10 protein-coding genes are annotated in these 15,822 nt (G+C 41.3%); 5 read left to right on the top strand and 5 right to left on the bottom strand.

Features of this window, described 5'->3' with window-relative positions; translation table 11 throughout:
• Window positions 1-20: 20 nt before the first annotated feature.
• On the bottom strand, window positions 21-3,038 hold the full coding sequence (locus tag V7L31_RS14655) for a GAF domain-containing protein (protein ID WP_334696901.1): 3,018 nt from the start codon (window positions 3,036-3,038) through the stop codon (window positions 21-23).
• 492 nt (window positions 3,039-3,530) lie between these two features.
• Between V7L31_RS14655 and murJ the strand changes: the two genes are divergently transcribed.
• The gene (gene murJ / locus V7L31_RS14650) at window positions 3,531-5,135 is read left to right on the top strand and encodes a murein biosynthesis integral membrane protein MurJ (RefSeq protein WP_334696900.1); all 1,605 of its coding nucleotides are present in this window, start codon (window positions 3,531-3,533) and stop codon (window positions 5,133-5,135) included.
• Window positions 5,136-5,152: 17 nt separating this feature from the next.
• On the opposite strand, the gene V7L31_RS14645 is transcribed toward murJ, so the two are convergent.
• Window positions 5,153-5,887 (bottom strand): hypothetical protein, encoded by a 735-nt coding sequence (locus V7L31_RS14645; RefSeq protein ID WP_334696899.1) that lies wholly within the window; start codon window positions 5,885-5,887, stop codon window positions 5,153-5,155.
• A 607-nt stretch (window positions 5,888-6,494) separates the two neighbouring features.
• On the opposite strand from V7L31_RS14645, the gene V7L31_RS14640 reads away from it, so the two are divergent.
• The gene (locus V7L31_RS14640) at window positions 6,495-7,007 is read left to right on the top strand and encodes an outer membrane beta-barrel protein (RefSeq protein ID WP_292844174.1); all 513 of its coding nucleotides are present in this window, start codon (window positions 6,495-6,497) and stop codon (window positions 7,005-7,007) included.
• 200 nt (window positions 7,008-7,207) lie between these two features.
• Window positions 7,208-7,492 carry a hypothetical protein gene (locus V7L31_RS14635; RefSeq protein ID WP_334696898.1) on the top strand — a complete coding sequence of 95 codons (285 nt, stop codon included), beginning with the start codon at window positions 7,208-7,210 and terminating at the stop codon, window positions 7,490-7,492.
• A gap of 269 nt (window positions 7,493-7,761) precedes the next feature.
• Here V7L31_RS14635 and V7L31_RS14630 read toward each other — a convergent pair whose 3' ends face one another.
• Window positions 7,762-10,107 carry a CHASE2 domain-containing serine/threonine-protein kinase gene (locus tag V7L31_RS14630; protein ID WP_334696897.1) on the bottom strand — a complete coding sequence of 782 codons (2,346 nt, stop codon included), beginning with the start codon at window positions 10,105-10,107 and terminating at the stop codon, window positions 7,762-7,764.
• A gap of 739 nt (window positions 10,108-10,846) precedes the next feature.
• On the opposite strand from V7L31_RS14630, the gene V7L31_RS14625 reads away from it, so the two are divergent.
• Together V7L31_RS14625 and V7L31_RS14620 are read left to right on the top strand one after the other, a co-directional pair.
• Window positions 10,847-11,368, top strand: a complete 522-nt coding sequence (locus tag V7L31_RS14625) for a LabA-like NYN domain-containing protein (protein ID WP_041565194.1) — start codon at window positions 10,847-10,849, stop codon at window positions 11,366-11,368.
• Window positions 11,369-11,463: 95 nt separating this feature from the next.
• Window positions 11,464-13,068 carry a 2-isopropylmalate synthase gene (locus V7L31_RS14620; RefSeq protein ID WP_334696896.1) on the top strand — a complete coding sequence of 535 codons (1,605 nt, stop codon included), beginning with the start codon at window positions 11,464-11,466 and terminating at the stop codon, window positions 13,066-13,068.
• A 398-nt stretch (window positions 13,069-13,466) separates the two neighbouring features.
• Here the strand turns inward: V7L31_RS14620 and V7L31_RS14615 are convergent, their stop codons facing one another.
• Together V7L31_RS14615 and V7L31_RS14610 are read right to left on the bottom strand one after the other, a co-directional pair.
• On the bottom strand, window positions 13,467-14,372 hold the full coding sequence (locus V7L31_RS14615; RefSeq protein WP_334696895.1) for an amino acid ABC transporter substrate-binding protein: 906 nt from the start codon (window positions 14,370-14,372) through the stop codon (window positions 13,467-13,469).
• 444 nt (window positions 14,373-14,816) lie between these two features.
• Window positions 14,817-15,707 carry a hypothetical protein gene (locus V7L31_RS14610; protein WP_334696894.1) on the bottom strand — a complete coding sequence of 297 codons (891 nt, stop codon included), beginning with the start codon at window positions 15,705-15,707 and terminating at the stop codon, window positions 14,817-14,819.
• Between the last annotated feature and the right edge of the window lie 115 nt (window positions 15,708-15,822).

The following is a 15,822-nucleotide window of genomic DNA, read 5'->3' as shown; positions in this document are numbered from 1 at the left end:
TAATTATCGAAAATTCGCCTCTAATTCCCGTTGGGAATTTCAATTAAAAACTCTGTTCCTTCTCCTGATTTAGAGGAACATTTAATTTGACCATGATGTTTTTCAACTATTATTTGATAGCTGATAGATAATCCTAACCCTGTACCTTTACCTGGTGCTTTGGTAGTGAAGAAGGGGTCAAATATGTGCGATCGCACCTCTTCGGGAATCCCAAGACCATTATCAGCTATTCTAATTACAATCTGGTTATTAACGGCTTGCGTACTAATCCAGATAGTCAAGGGTATTCTCGGACACGTTTGGGATAATTTCAAATATCTTTGCTGGATAGTTTTAAACTTCTCTTCTAAAGCATCAATACTGTTACTCAAAAGATTCATAAACACTTGATTTAATTGTGCGGGATAGCATTCGAGCAAATGTAAATTAGCATATTCTTTGACAATCTCAATAGCTGGGCGTTCATTATTGTTTTTGAGTCGATGCCCTAAAATCAGCAAAGTACTATCCAAACCTTCATGAATATCTACAGGCTTCAATTCAGCCTCATCTGTACGAGAGAAGTTTCGCAGTGATAGCACAATCTCACAAATGCGCTCTGTTCCTACTTTCATTGACTCAAGGGTTTTCGGTAAATCTTCGATGAGAAAGTCCAAATCAGTCTTGTCAATTTTCTCTTTGACAGTTGGCAATAGAGAGGAGTTTTCCCGATAAAGTTTTACCACCTTTAACAGTTCTTGAGTATATTCATCTAAATGAATCAGATTACCAAAAATAAAACTGATCGGATTGTTAATTTCATGAGCGACTCCAGCAAGTAGTTGTCCTAAACCTGCCATTTTTTCACCCTGAATTAACCTAGTTTGAGTTTGCTTTAGTTCTTGCAGAGTTTGAGTAAGTTCTAAGGTTTGACGTTTAGTTTGTTCGAGTAATTCCGCTTGCTGAATCGCAATTCCCAATTGCACCCCGACTTGAGCCAGTAAATTAATTTCTTCCTCTTTCCAATAACGCGGCTGCGAATTTTGATAAGCAACTAATAATCCCCATAATTTTTCACCTTCTCGAATCGGCACAAAGGTTTCGTTACGCGGAAGTTCGTTATCGTCGTCTGTATCTTCAAAAGTTTCTATAATAATTGGTTGGACTTGTGTAACAGGCTTCCAACCATCTTTAAAAGAATCTGCCACAAATTTACCACTCCAATCTGGGTTGAAGCGGTAGATTGCAATTCGCTCGACTTCAAGCAACTCGCGCACAGCTTGTGTAGTGGTTCTAAAAATAGTTTTAATATCAAGTGATTGGCGGATTTTATCAATGGTTGCAGCTAAAAGTTCTTGTCGTTCCATTGCTTTCTCCCGTTCAGTGGCTTCTGCTAACTGAACAACCTGCATTTGAACTTGCTTTAAATAAGAATCCTGTTTTAATGCGACTCCCAATTGCTCGGCTATTTGACTGGCAAATTCAATTTCAGAGGGTTGCCAGTAACGAGGAGCAGTGCATTGGTGAATACACAACAATCCCCAAAGTTCACCTTTTTTTAATAGAGGTGCAACCATATTTGCCCGCACTTGAAATTTTGCTAAAATTTGGACATAACAACCGGGAAACTTTCCTTGATAAATGTCAGCGATCGCATTGACTCGACCTTGGGCGTAAAGATGTGCAAAGTTTTCCCCAAAGCAGTAATCATAAACTTTTTCTGCCATTACCGAGTTACACTCAGGCACAAAATCCTCAGAAATAAATTCTCCTTCCCAATCTTTTTGCGGGTCAAAACGAAAGACTGCCACTCGGTCTGCTTGTAGCATTTGTCGTGCCTCAGTGACAGTAGTCTGGAAGATTGTATCTAAATCTAAAGACTCCCGAATTCGAGTAATTACGCTAGTTAACGTCTTTTGTTGCTCTGCTTGGTACTGAGCGTATGCCAGTAACTTATGGTGTCGAACTGCTACACCAATTTGTGTACCGATTTTGCTCAGTGATTCGACTTCATAAGATTGCCACTCTCTGGGTGAGGAATTTTGGTAGGCAGCGATGATTCCCCACAGTTGATCTCCCTGGAGAATAGGCGCAGTTGCAAAGGCCTTTGCCTGAAATTGCTCCAATAAGGTGATATGGCAGTCTGTTAGTCCGGCTTGATAAATGTCATTAACTATAAATGTCTCGTTGTTAACGTAACGTCCACCTTGCGTCTGTTGTAAATAAGTATCGGCGATCGCAGGCTCAAGGCCAACTAAAGCAGTCCAGCCTTGAGTAAATGATTCGGCAACAAAGTTACCACTCCAATCGGGATTGAAGCTAAAAATGGCAACTCTATCGGCTTGCAGCAGCTTACGTATTTCTTGAGTTGTGGTTTTAAAAATGGTTTCAATATCAAGGGGTGAGCGAATTTCATCAACAATTTTAGCTATTACATGGTCGCGCTGAACTGCTTGAGCTAATTTTGCAGCTTGCAATTGGACTTCATGGAGATGCTTCGCTTGTTGAATCGCAACGGCAAGATGGTCGGCAATTTGACTAATAAACTCAATTTCTGATTCTTTCCAATTACGAGTCTCACTGCACTGATGAATGCAAAGCAATCCCCACAGTTCCTTCTTCCGCGATAGAGGGACAACAAGATTAGCCTGTACCTGAAATTTACTCAAAATTGCCAGATGACAATCACTCAGTCCCGCCTTGTAAATATCTGCTACTGCTTCGACTTGACCTTCTTGATAACTGGAAGCAAATTGTTCTCCCAAGCAGTAGTTGTAGACCTTCACTCCCATTACTGAGTCCCAGCCAGGTGCAACATCCTCAGAAATGAATTCTCCTTCCCAATCTTTTCCTAGTTCAAACTGCAAGACTGCAACTCGATCGGCATTTAGCAATTGACGCACTTGTGTAACGGTCGTTTGAAAAATTGTTTCTAAGTCAAGAGACTCCCGAATTCGCACAATTACACTCGCCAGAGCCTTTTGTTGCTCTAGTTGCTCTTGAAGTTGAGCGCTAGACAAAAGAAGTTGATTTTCTGTGAAATTTGAATTGGGTTCCATTGCTCTGGATTATTTGGTTTTTATACAAGGGTTCCTCACACCAAACTTCACGGAGTTAAAGGGTGTTAAAAATATGACAACCTGCAAATTTTTACAGAGTTTAACTATTTCCCAGAAGATGGTTATTCTTATAGTTCCCCTTTCTCGATCTATCCTCGTAATAAGTTAAAAAATAATTTTGGCTTGTACACATTGAAGGAGAATTCAGAATTCAGGAGTCAGAATTCAGAAGTTAGAATGGGACGGCTGCGCTAACAGGAGCAAAGCCGGAGACGCTCCGCCTCCGGTCAGCAATCTTGATGCGACTCGACTAACTAGCAATTCGCTGTATCATAGCAATCTCAGGAATTTAATTTTGAGTGTTCGCTTTGCTAATACCAAGGGTGAAAGCATTTAAAATAACTAATTTGTGGAAATTTACCTGACAGACTGCGGAATTTCAGGTTAAATGTTTTAAAGTATGCACTCTGTAAGAGTTGTCGGGTATTATTCGTGACACAACAAGACCAAAAACCCTCTCGTTCTTTCGCTGGAATTGCTGGCATTGTTGCCGCAGCCACATTAATTAGTAAAGTCTTCGGTTTAGTGCGGCAGCAAGCAATCGCTGCCGCATTTGGTGTTGGCGCTGCTGCCACCGCCTATAGTTATGCCTATATTATTCCTGGCTTTCTATTGATCTTACTTGGTGGCGTTAATGGGCCATTACACAGCGCGCTTGTCAGCGTTTTAGCCAAGCGGCGGCGAGAAGAAGCGGCTCCTCTGGTGGAAACCGTGACAACGTTGGTGGCTGGAGTGCTGTTGGTGGTGACAGTTGCTCAAATTTTCTTTGCGGATGCGATCATTGATTTAGTCGGTCATGGTTTGCAAGAAACAACCAGAGCGATCGCTATTCAACAACTCCGCATTATGGCACCGATGGCTTTATTTGCCGGTTTAATTGGCATTGGCTTCGGGACTCTCAATGCGGCCAATCAATATTGGTTACTCTCCATTAGCCCTCTATTATCTAGTATTACCGTTGTTGCTGGTCTTGGGATCTTGGCTATGCAACTAGGTAAAGACATTATTAAGCCGGAGTACGCTTTAATCGGTGGAATGGTGTTAGCTTGGGGAACTTTAGCAGGAGCAGTTCTCCAGTGGTTAGTGCAGCTAATTGTCCAGTGGCGGTTAGGATTGGGTACATTACGCCTGCGGTTTGAGTTTAAATCCCCAGGTGTTCAAGAAGTAATCAAAATCATGACTCCGGCGACAGTTTCCTCTGGAATGATGCCAATTAATGTTGCCACTGACCTTTATTTTGCTAGTCCTATCCCTGGTGCGGCGGCAGGATTTAACTATGCAAACCTATTAGTCCAAACTCCTTTAGGGATTATTTCTAATATCATTTTACTGCCTCTATTACCAATATTTGCCAAACTTTCCGGCCCCGAAAATTGGCCAGATTTAAAATTACGCATTCGCCAAGGACTGCTACTCACTGCCTTCACCATGCTACCGCTAGGGGCGCTGATGGTGTCGCTATCAGTACCCATTGTACAGGTTGTATATGAACGCGGTGCTTTCAAACCAGAAGCCACAGAGCTAGTTTCATCATTGCTAGTCGCTTACGGAATTGGGATGTTTGTCTATTTGGGACGTGATGTTTTGGTGCGGGTATTCTACGCCTTAGGTGATGGACAAACACCTTTTCGCATCAGTGTTTTTAACATCTTGCTCAACATTCTATTAGATTGGTTTTTTGTGAAACCTTTTGGCGCTCCCGGTTTGGTGTTAGCAACGGTGGGTGTAAATTGTAGCTCAATGTTAATGCTGTTGTGGTTACTCGATCGCAAACTCAACGGTTTACCTTGGCGCGAGTGGAGTTTGCCGATTTTGGGTTTGGCTGCTGGAAGCGTGGTAGCTGGGGTAGCAAGCTATGGGACATTGCTTGGTTCTCAGCACTTGTTAGGTAATACGGGTTTACTGATTCTGGTGTTGCAATTGTGTATATCTGGCTTCGTAGGGATTGCGGTGTTTGCGGCGATCACTTCATGGCTGAAAATACCAGAGGTGAATATATTTATATCTCGTCTACGTCAGCGCTTTTTGAAGAAATAACTGACTGATATATGGCATCAAAAAATTCTTGCTGTGGGGATGATAGATTGATTTGGTGCTAGATTTATCTGATATGGTGAGTTGAGAAACTTGGTATCCACAAGTTCTGTGTAAGCCTCTAAGTCTGTCCGCCAGTTGCTAATGATTTGTGATATAACAGCTAGGCGCTGACTTTGTTCTTCTTGAACAATCGCATGATTAAAACTAGCGGTGAACAGCACAATAGGCCGCACTGTATTATCTGGCAATTGTAACCCTCCTTCATTGATATCCAAGCTCAGTTGCGCTCCTTCTAGGGTGTAACCGAACCGCATTGCCGCTTGCATCGGTGCTGTACCAAACTCATGCCAGGGGCCAGGATTCAGTAGTGTGGCCAAGATATAGTTGCGTGCTGTATTGTTTGGCTGCTCGAAGAAAACATGTCCCCGAAAGTTAATGGAAACCCCAAGATAGTCTACTTGCGCCAATGTCTCTAGATATTTGCGAGCTAGAGCCGGAATTTCCACATCTGTAGCTTCTTTAGTGGCAATCACCTCAGTAAAAATAATCCGATTGACTTGTGCAGTTATATTAATGCTGTTTTGAAAGACTACCTGAGCAGCCGAATCTGTGAAAATCGGAGGTTGAGCAAGTTCCCAATCACTAGGAACAATGCCACTATATTTAAGAAAGTCTGGAGTTAAAATTGTCGGATTGTGCTGTTTCGCTGCGATCGCAATGGCAATTTCCTGAATATTTAGACTTTGGCTCATTTGCTTTTTTCTCTGTGGAAATTTAATTTTTAATCGGGAAGAGCTAATTAAAAAAATTAATCTAGTACCGCGAGGCGTAATTCGTAATGACGCTCTTTACGTACCCCTCCGGGGAAGCAAGCTACGCGCAGCGTGTCGCAGACAGACGCTAAAAGCGTAGCTTACTTCTCTGAAAGAGTACGCGGACTTGCTACCGCTACGCTAACGTAATTCGTAATTAATTGTTTACAAGGGTTTCAGACATTTAAAATGGGTGTTTTATTTACGCCGTGTGGTACTAGTCTACTTGTGGCTAAGGCTGTATGGAACACAAAGCTGGCAACAAGGGGGCTTTACTCGACTTCAATACTTCGTTAAGGCCTATCAATCATCAAATAATTCTCAATAGATACTGGTATTATTCTTTAAGATATTCATCTATGTTATATAGCATAATTGCTTAATTATTTTCTAACGAATCGGGGAATATTTCAGTTGCTATACCCAAGTGGGTGAGAAATAGTTCAGCCACTTGGGTGAGCCAGGTGTACGAGGTTACATTTTGTAAAAAAAGAGATTCTAGTACTAGAGAACATTGATTTTACTTAACTCTAGTGAGAAGGATTCTATGAAACTTACAAAATTAGCTGCCTCTGCACTTGCTGTTGCTTCCATTGTCCTTTCTGCTGGTATTGCATCTGCTCAAACCGCAGGTACTAACGGTAACTACATCGGTGCTGGTATTGCGGCTGGCGCAACCAACGGCGGACAAGGAAACGATGAAGCACAACTTGGTGGTAATATTCAAGGACGCTACGCCGTTCCCAATGCCCCTGTTTCATTGCGGGGTTCTATACTGTATGGTGGTGATGCTGCTGCAATTATGCCCATAGTGACTTACGATGCACCCATCGCCAAAAATACTAACGTTTACTTCGGTGGTGGTTATTCTTTTGTAACTGACGAAGGTCAAAGAACCCCATTGGGTAATCAGAATTCACCTGTAGTCACCCTGGGGATTGAATCAGAAGTTAGCAACAATGTCATTGCCTACGGCGATACTAAATGGGGTATTGATGCTTACAGAAATAGTGATGCTGATGCCGTCAGCTTCCAAGCTGGATTAGGCTATCGCTTCTAGTAATTAAGAGCTAGAAAACGGCTTATTCGGAAGCTAAAGTAATGATGTTTACCAGCCGTAATAGTAATACATTCTTTCATGTCTGAGTATTTCTACTCGGACATGAATCATTTTTATTGATGATTTTGATAAGAAATGATATTGGCTAGTATTGATACTTTCTTTTACAGTGAAGTAAATACACGTATAAGATATTACTCATGAAAAAGATTAATCCCATTTCAGAGATAGTTGGTGAAACAACTGATGTGGAATCTTGGCTGATTCGAGCAGGGCTAAGATTTTCAGATTTAGGCGAAGATGCTGAAAGCATTGCAATCCGTAAGCAATGGCGAGAGTACCAAGCCGCAGTTCATAGATGCTGTGTAACCTTACACCAACTACCATCACATGTTCAACTAGGCGGTGACTATGCCAACCTGAGAATACCTGGTGGTGGATCAAGGAATTGTGCGATAGATTGTCAAGTCGTCCCAAATCCTTAAACTGAGCAGAAAATCGAAAATCTATCAAGTATTAGAAAATTTGAAGCAAAATCTATTCAGATAAGGGACTTCCAAATAAAAAATATCCAATTAACTCCTGTGGGGCGGGCATCTTGCCCGCCCCACAATATTGGATAATTTATTTCTTGGAGTTCCCTAAGTAGTTCGGCAGAATAAAACCAAACTATGTTAACAAAAATGAACGAGGCCTCCTGCTATAGCCTCGTTCCCAGTCTCAGACTGGGAATGCTCGTCGTTGAGGCTTTGCCTCAACGAGTTTCTGAGGATGATTCTGAGCAATATTTTGTGGTAGCGTTTACTTGGTCTAAGGTCTTCGTTAGTGATTCATTCCGTAGCATGGGGTGTCTGCCTTGGGAATTTACAATATCATCAAAAACTTCCAAATCCTCAAGAACCTCTGATGCAGACTGATATCGCTGTTTGAAATCATCCAGCACCATTTTACTGAGAATCTTAGCTAGGGAGTGGCTTACCTGAGTGCTATAGCTCCATTTAATCTCTCCATTCGTATCTCTACCTAATTCACGAGGGGCTACACCTGTCAAGGCTTTAATTCCAACCATACCGACTGCATAGATGTCACTACTGTAGTGTGGACGCCCAAAACATTGTTCGTTTGGTGCGTAACCTTGAGTACCAATGCCTATGGTAAAAGGCGTTGACTCTTGATCGTCAAGCGGTTTGATGGTTACTTCTTTGACAGCACCAAAGTCAATTAATACCAATTTACCGTCTGAATGTCGCCGGATAATATTGCTGGGTTTGATATCCCGATGAATCACGTTGTTTTCATGGACAAATGTTAATGTTTGCAATAAATCCCTGACAATTTTGATCGCTGCAATTTCTCCAATTACTCTACCTGCCAGCAATTCCTGATTTAAAGGATGACCAATTATCTGTTCTTGGACTAAATAAAATTCTTCGTCTTCTTCAAAATACGCCAAAAGTTGAGGGATTTGTGGGTGCGTTCCCAATTTTTCTAGTGTTTGGGCTTCTGAGTTAAATAAACGTCTCGCAAGTTGCAACCCTTCTGGTTTAGTGCTGGCTGGTTTTAGTTGTTTGACAACACATTGCGGATTCCCAGGACGTTGAGTATCTTCTGCAATGTAGGTTTCGCTAAATCCACCGGAACCAAGAACTTTGACAATTTTGTAGCGTTGAGCCAAGATTTTGCCGGATAAGGCTAAATCTCGTTGCTGGATTAGGTCTTGAAAGTCATCTTGTTGGCTGATAATCTCTTGGACAACGGGGGAAGTTTTATACTTCTGAAAAATATCTACTAGTTGGCGTTTTCTGATGCTTTCCCTCGCCGCAGAGGTTCCCAAGTAGCAAAATCCAGTCATGGCGATCGCAATCATTGGTACAGTGGTAGGAAAAATTAACTGACCATAGACAAATAACCCATAGCTAATTCCTCCCCAAATGCCAGATAAGGCAAGGCTATAGAGAAATCTATTGATACTACGCTTGCGTCTGCTAATCATTAAGGCTGTGCTGCCAACTAGCATTAGCACAAACAAACCCTGCAATGGTAAATTGTTAATTCCTGGGGCGATCGCTTTACCTGTCATCAAAGTTGCGATCGCATTGGCATGAATTTCCACGCCGGACATGGGTTCAGTACTTTTGCTCGCAGCGATGGGATAATAATCATTGTTTAACTTATCTGTCGCACCAATCAGCACGATCTTATTTTTGAAGAACTTTCCCTGTTGTAAATAGGTGTTCCAGTTTTCTGGGTCGAGTACGTGCCAAAAGGGTATTTGCTCAAATGTACCCGCACTCCCCCAAAAATAAATGCGATCGCCCTTTGGTCGGGGATAATTTACTTGTGCTGCTTTCAGGGCTGCTTCATCAAAGGAAAGTTGCTTCTGAGTAAATAAATTATCTTCACCTAATAACTTGGGAAACTCACTCGCTAATCGATGAACTTTTCCATCTACTTCTAAGGGAAAATTAACTGAGCCAATGGATACTGACCCGGTGCGAAACATTTGGTGTGGGTCTGTTAGCTGCATAAAAGACCCTTGGTGCGTCTGGGAATTTTCGTAAACGGCTGCTAAGGTAACTTTACTGCCATATTTTTGCAATACGGCTTGGAATTGGCGATCGTCCGTAGCTCCATAGCTGCTAGTTGTATCAAAAACAATATCTAAGGCTACAGAGCGGGCACCTGCTTGGATTAATTTTGTGATTACCTGGGAGTATGCAGCACGTTGATAAGGATAAGATTTCAGTGTTTCTAGGTAGGCATACTGTTTCGGATCTGTTTTATAGTACTGTTCGGGAACTGATATTGACTGATCGTCTATTGCTAAAATTACAATGTCTTCTGGAGGCACAATCGGCCCACGCAGTTGAAAAAAGCCAGAAAGTACCTGATTATCCATCAATTGAACCAATTCCCACCCAGAAGCACTCAGCAGCGCTGCCCCGATTGCCCAACTTCCAGCCAGGAGATGACCTAAGCGAACCATCCACCTGGATTGGCGAGCCGATGCTGTCGAAGTTACTTTTGTCGGTTTACTTGACAGTCTATTGGCAGCAGAGACATAGTTTTTAGTTAAGGTAGATGTAGGTTCTTCTGCCATGTCGTGTTACTGATTGATTTAAGTCCAACACTTTTATTTATTCAGACCACGTTTTAGTGTAAGCACATTGAAATAAGACTTAAATGATAATTTTATACATTTGTAAAGTATCTTCTATCGTTCAACAAACTTTTATTGGCAGAGCTAGCCCCCAAGAGATTTCTACTCAAGCACTACCTAATTTATTCTTTTTGGATTAAGTGAGTTACAAGTAGTGATTGTCTCACAGATCGGAGCCGGATATACTCTGCCTCTGTATTTAGTTGTGGCAAGATTTTACCATAACCTAACCAACAGCTACGCTCTCAACTGGGCGCTCTACCCAAAGCTCTCCCAAGTCTGTCTTCTGTCTCTAGCGCAATGTTGTTAATCTCCACAAAGCCTATCCTGATACTGACAGCTTTATCTCCAGATAAGCATTAATTTATATCCTACCCTAAGCTTATGCTATACCTCTTTAGGAGTAAACTTTAATGTTATGCAGCGATGAATGCTGTTACTTAGTCAGTTTTATTGGTAGATTTCGATCGCAGGGTAGCTATTGTAGTGCTGGAGGTGAATAAGGTTAGCACCCAGGATCTCAACTCCAATGTTGCAGGCGTTTTTATGCCTTGAAAGAGGTAGGATAAAAGCTATAGATAAAGAGCTACTTTATAGATATTAGCAAACAAGGCATTTGAAAATTGCTATAATCTATTGTTCCATCTAAATTCATTTATATTATTAGGTGTAAATTTGTATGGGTTCTCCAATGAATCGTCTGTCTATTTTTGTAGACGGAAACAATATGTTCTATGCTCAACAAAAAAATGGCTGGTTTTTTGACCCGCGGCGCGTCTTAGAATACTTTAAACATGAGCAATCAGAAACAACATTAATTAATGCATTCTGGTACACTGGCTTAAAAGACCCACAAGATCAACGAGGTTTTCGAGATGCTCTCATTAGTCTAGGATATACGGTCAGGACTAAAATTCTGAAAGAATATTATGATGATACGTCTGGTCGCTACTCGCAAAAAGCGAATTTAGATATTGAAATTGTTGTAGATATGTTTAATACAGTAGACCAGTATGACCGAGTAGTATTATTCAGTGGCGATGGAGATTTTGAACGAGCAATCGAACTATTACGCTCAAAAAATACACATATTACGGTAGTATCAACTGAAGGAATGATTGCTAGAGAGTTGCGGAATGCTACTGATAGATATATAGATTTAAATGATATCAGAGATCAAATAGAAAAAACCGAAGGTTAGTATCCTTAGCAATTATTTACAAAAGTAAGAGTAAAAGAAAAACTAAGGTTGAAGATATATTAAGCCACAAGTAAACACTAAACAACAAACGGCAAATGACCAACCAAACAGATCGAATCATCATTTTTGATACGACATTGCGAGATGGAGAGCAGTGTCCGGGAGCGACTTTGAATATAGACGAAAAGCTAGTTATTGCCAAACAATTAGCGCGTCTGGGTGTAGATGTGATTGAGGCAGGGTTTGCCTTTGCTAGTCCTGGAGATTTTGAAGCAGTCAAGAAAATTGCTCAAATTGTCGGGACAGAAAATGGCCCAGTAATTTGTAGTTTGGCAAGAGCAATTAAAGCAGACATTGAAGCGGCTGCCGAAGCATTAAAGCCAGCAGTTAATGCCAGAATTCACACATTTATTTCGACTTCTGATATTCATTTAGAGTATCAGTTGCGGAAGTCACGGGCAGAAGTGCTAGCGATCGCCGAAGAAATGGTAGCTTATGCCAAGTCCTTCATGACAGATGTCGAATTTTCACCGATGGATGCGGCCCGTACCGATCCAGAATTTCTGTACCAAGTTTTAGAGCGGGCGATCGCAGCTGGTGCAACAACAGTTAATATTCCCGATACGGTCGGTTACACCACCCCTAGCGAATTTGGAGCCATCATTAAGGGCATTATCGACAATGTTCCCAACATCGATCAAGCGATTATTTCCGTTCATGGTCATAATGATTTAGGCTTGGCAGTTGCTAACTTCTTAGAAGCCGTGAAAAATGGCGCACGGCAACTAGAATGTACCATCAATGGCATTGGCGAACGTGCCGGAAATGCCTCACTAGAAGAATTAGTAATGGCACTGCACGTCCGACGACAATATTTTAACCCCTTCTTGGGAAGACCAGCAGATTCTCAAGAATCTCTGACAAATATCGACACTCGACAAATTTATAAAACTTCCCGCTTAGTTTCCAATTTGACGGGAATGTTAGTACAACCAAATAAAGCGATCGTCGGGGCGAATGCCTTTGCCCATGAGTCTGGAATTCACCAAGATGGCGTGTTAAAAAACAAGCTAACCTACGAAATTATGGATGCCCAATTGATTGGCTTGTCAGACAATCAAATTGTTTTGGGCAAACATTCCGGTAGAAATGCTTTCCGCACTCGGTTGAAAGAATTGGGTTTTGAACTGTCGGATACTGAATTAAATAAAGCCTTCGTCAGATTCAAAGAAGTAGCAGATAAAAAGAAAGAAATTTCTGATTGGGATTTGGAAGCGATCGTTAACGATGAAATCCAACAAGCACCAGATTTGTTCCGAGTAGAGTTGGTGCAAGTTTCCTGCGGTAGTAGCGCCTGTCCCACCGCTACAGTTACTCTGCGTACTCCAGAAGGCGAAGAATTAACCGATGCTGCGATCGGTACTGGGCCAGTGGATGCAGTTTATAAAGCCATCAACCGTGTGGTGAATGTGCCCAACCAGTTGATTGAGTTTTCTGTGCAGTCAGTCACAGCCGGTATTGATGCTATTGGCGAAGTGACGATTCGTTTACGTTATGAATCTAAAGTGTTTTCTGGTCATGCAGCGAATACAGATATCATTGTGGCATCCGCGCAAGCTTATGTAAATGCGTTGAATAGGTTGTATGCATCTTTGCAAACTCAACAAAAGCCAGAGGAAGTAACTGCACAGAAAGTGTAAAAAGACTTCTGTTTTTATTCATCTCCCGGCTTGAAGCCGGGGGGAAATCGAAGTCATTAGTCATTGGTGCTAATGACTAATGATAAAACTCCTAAGAGTACTCCAAGTAAAAAAATGCCCAGTTGTCATTGCGAGCGAAGCGAAGCAATCGCAGGGGTTGGGATTGCTTCGCTTCGCTCGCAATGACAGGTTTTGGATCATTTATTTTGTGGAGTTCTCTAATACCAATTTTGTATGAAGATGCACAGAATATTAAACGAACCGCCAAGTACGCCATCGCGTAGCGTCTCGTTAGAGAAGAGTGCCAAGAATAGAGAGTTACTCATTTAGTGTAGCTTCACATTAAATTGGTATAAGAAATAGTTAGCTAGATGATTTTGTGGTGAAAATGCATTATTTCACAGTTCATTTTTGGGAATTTCCTCACGAAATTCTATGAGCAATTGCATAGTTTCCACCACTAAATCGCGTAAATCCTTATTGAGTGCTACAGCGCCTTGAGATCCAAACCAACGGTCAAAAATAGTGACATATCGCTGATTACCATTGACGAATCCTTGCATGAACTTGACTAGAGAATAGTTGACTGTATCCAAGAATTTCGAGTTATTTTCTGGCACCATGCAAGCGATACCTTCTCGTGAATAAGGGCGATCGGGTACGATCGCAAAATCATCTGGATTTTTTTGCTGTTGTAGCCATGCCTCTAAAATAATGCTATCGGATGAGAAAGCATCAATTGTACCTTTTTGCAAAGCTGTGTATCCCTCTGCCCTAGTTTTAAAATATACCAGTTTAGCTTGGGGTTGTACACGAGCGATCGCCTGCTCATTTGTGGTTCCCGCCAGCACGCCAATTTGCTTACCAATGAGCGATTCAGCAGAACCTAGATTACTTCCTTTCTTAACTAATAATTGGGTTCCAGTCACACCGTAGCTGATAGAAAAGTCTACTTTTTTATCTCGTTTCCATGTAAAACTACTAGCATCACACACAATATCAACTTGTTGATTAACTATTTTAGGAATCCGTTCAGAGGGGCTAAGACCAACTAATTGCAGTTTAATTTTTTTTCCTAAGTCTTTTTCTAATTGCTCTTTAATCAGAGTTAGCATATCTACAGAATAGCCATTTAACTTTCCTTGACTATCCAGATAGGCAAAAGGTAGCGCATCTCTACTAGTACCAGCGGTTAATACCCCTGTTCTCGCTACTTTTTGCATCACAGTCTCAGCAGCGACCACATTAGGCATGAGCGTTGCAAACATGAGACTTAAAATAGGAATAGCAATTTTTTTATACATAAGCTTTAAGAGTAGGTAGTTTTTTCAAAAATTAAATCTGATTTACAACAGAATTCAGGAATAAAACACGCTTTATATCTGGGTAACAGACTTAGCTTGTGTACTTCACCTTCCTTGAAATCTGCTGTATATATCAAGGTCAAGAAATTATCACTATCAAGTACATAGTCAGATTATCTAGTAATTATTCTTTACATCAGCTACTTTCAGAAAATAAAATATACACTTGGGAATGATATCATGTCCGCATAATTAGTGATGATTCCCACAGTCATTGCACCCCATAAGGCTACGGTGTACACACAAGTCGGAAATAGTCGTCTGTCAAGGGATAATTGACGAGTACATTCTCTGTAGAGACGGCGATTTATTGCGTCTCTCTGCGGATATGAGATGACTCACTTATAACAATATCGTGAATTTGTACAGAGCTAAATCCTATATTTATGGTATTAATGTTTGCACAGTAATAGCTGGAGGTGTAAACCCAGCCAATTTAGCCAACCTCTGGGATACAAAGTCCGTTTCTTTGCTATTTTGAACCTCAGATAAGTAGCAATCTCGCACCGCCAATAACAAGCCTTTGATAGCATCTGGTGTGCCTGTTTTGACTAAATCATCTGCCTTTTTGAAAAAATGCGATCGCCATTTGCCATCGTTATTGCCATACAATTCGATTAAATACCAACCTGCAAGATATTCAGCTAAAGGGTCAAGACAAAAACGAATTCTATCTTTAGCAGAACCGATAGTTTGAATTAGGTGCAGGCGCTTTTCCAAATAATTGAGATGGGCTTCGGGGTCATCAATACCTAAATATGCTAATGCAACAACCGCATCGGCACGCTTGGCGGTTCCTGGTTGATAACTTTGCTGCAAACATTCCCAGGCGATGGTTTTGGCAATTTGATGAACAGTACGGTCATCAAATTGATTGTCTGTAACATCACGATTGAGTTCATTGATATAACCCAGCATCAAATTGGGAATATTTTCTGGCAACGCAGAAATATTCGATGCAACCTCTTTACTGGCGATTAACTGTTCAGCATAGAGTTTAGCTAGCAAGACAGTGATATTATTTTGACCGACCATCAGAGAAAGACGGTTACAAGCGTCAAAAAATTCTTGGTCAGTAAAGCGATCGCGTTTATCTCGCTGCATGAGATAAGCTTCCATAAAGGACGATAGTTTATTAGCCTCAATCCGCAAGGGTTTAATTATCGTCTTATTAACCCGCCCCAGCTTTTCCTCAATTCGGGAAGTAATCACCAATGCATTCACCGGAAACTCTGGTGACTCCGGCTCAATTGCTTCTCGTGTCGTGACATTCATTTCTGAGAAACGGTCTACAATTACTATAGCGGTTCTCGCTTGAGTGAAATACACAATGTGGGAAGATGATGAATGTTGTAGCAAAGTGTATCTGGAATGAAAGCATACTCCACTG

This window comes from Nostoc sp. (assembly GCF_036916655.1).
In the GTDB taxonomy this organism is placed as follows: domain Bacteria; phylum Cyanobacteriota; class Cyanobacteriia; order Cyanobacteriales; family Nostocaceae; genus Nostoc.
The sequence above is the reverse complement of the archived record's forward strand: the minus strand, read 5'-3'. Positions and strand labels throughout refer to the sequence as shown.

Bases quoted from the DNA above. Each gene is read 5' to 3' on its own strand.
- V7L31_RS14655 (WP_334696901.1), bottom strand. From the start codon at position 3,038: ATGGAACCCAATTCAAATTTCACAGAAAATCAACTTCTTTTGTCTAGC.
- V7L31_RS14645 (WP_334696899.1), bottom strand. From the start codon at position 5,887: ATGAGCCAAAGTCTAAATATTCAGGAAATTGCCATTGCGATCGCAGCG.
- V7L31_RS14640 (WP_292844174.1), top strand. From the start codon at position 6,495: ATGAAACTTACAAAATTAGCTGCCTCTGCACTTGCTGTTGCTTCCATT.
- V7L31_RS14635 (WP_334696898.1), top strand. From the start codon at position 7,208: ATGAAAAAGATTAATCCCATTTCAGAGATAGTTGGTGAAACAACTGAT.
- V7L31_RS14630 (WP_334696897.1), bottom strand. From the start codon at position 10,107: ATGGCAGAAGAACCTACATCTACCTTAACTAAAAACTATGTCTCTGCT.
- V7L31_RS14625 (WP_041565194.1), top strand. From the start codon at position 10,847: ATGGGTTCTCCAATGAATCGTCTGTCTATTTTTGTAGACGGAAACAAT.
- V7L31_RS14620 (WP_334696896.1), top strand. From the start codon at position 11,464: ATGACCAACCAAACAGATCGAATCATCATTTTTGATACGACATTGCGA.
- V7L31_RS14615 (WP_334696895.1), bottom strand. From the start codon at position 14,372: ATGTATAAAAAAATTGCTATTCCTATTTTAAGTCTCATGTTTGCAACG.
- V7L31_RS14610 (WP_334696894.1), bottom strand. From the start codon at position 15,707: ATGAATGTCACGACACGAGAAGCAATTGAGCCGGAGTCACCAGAGTTT.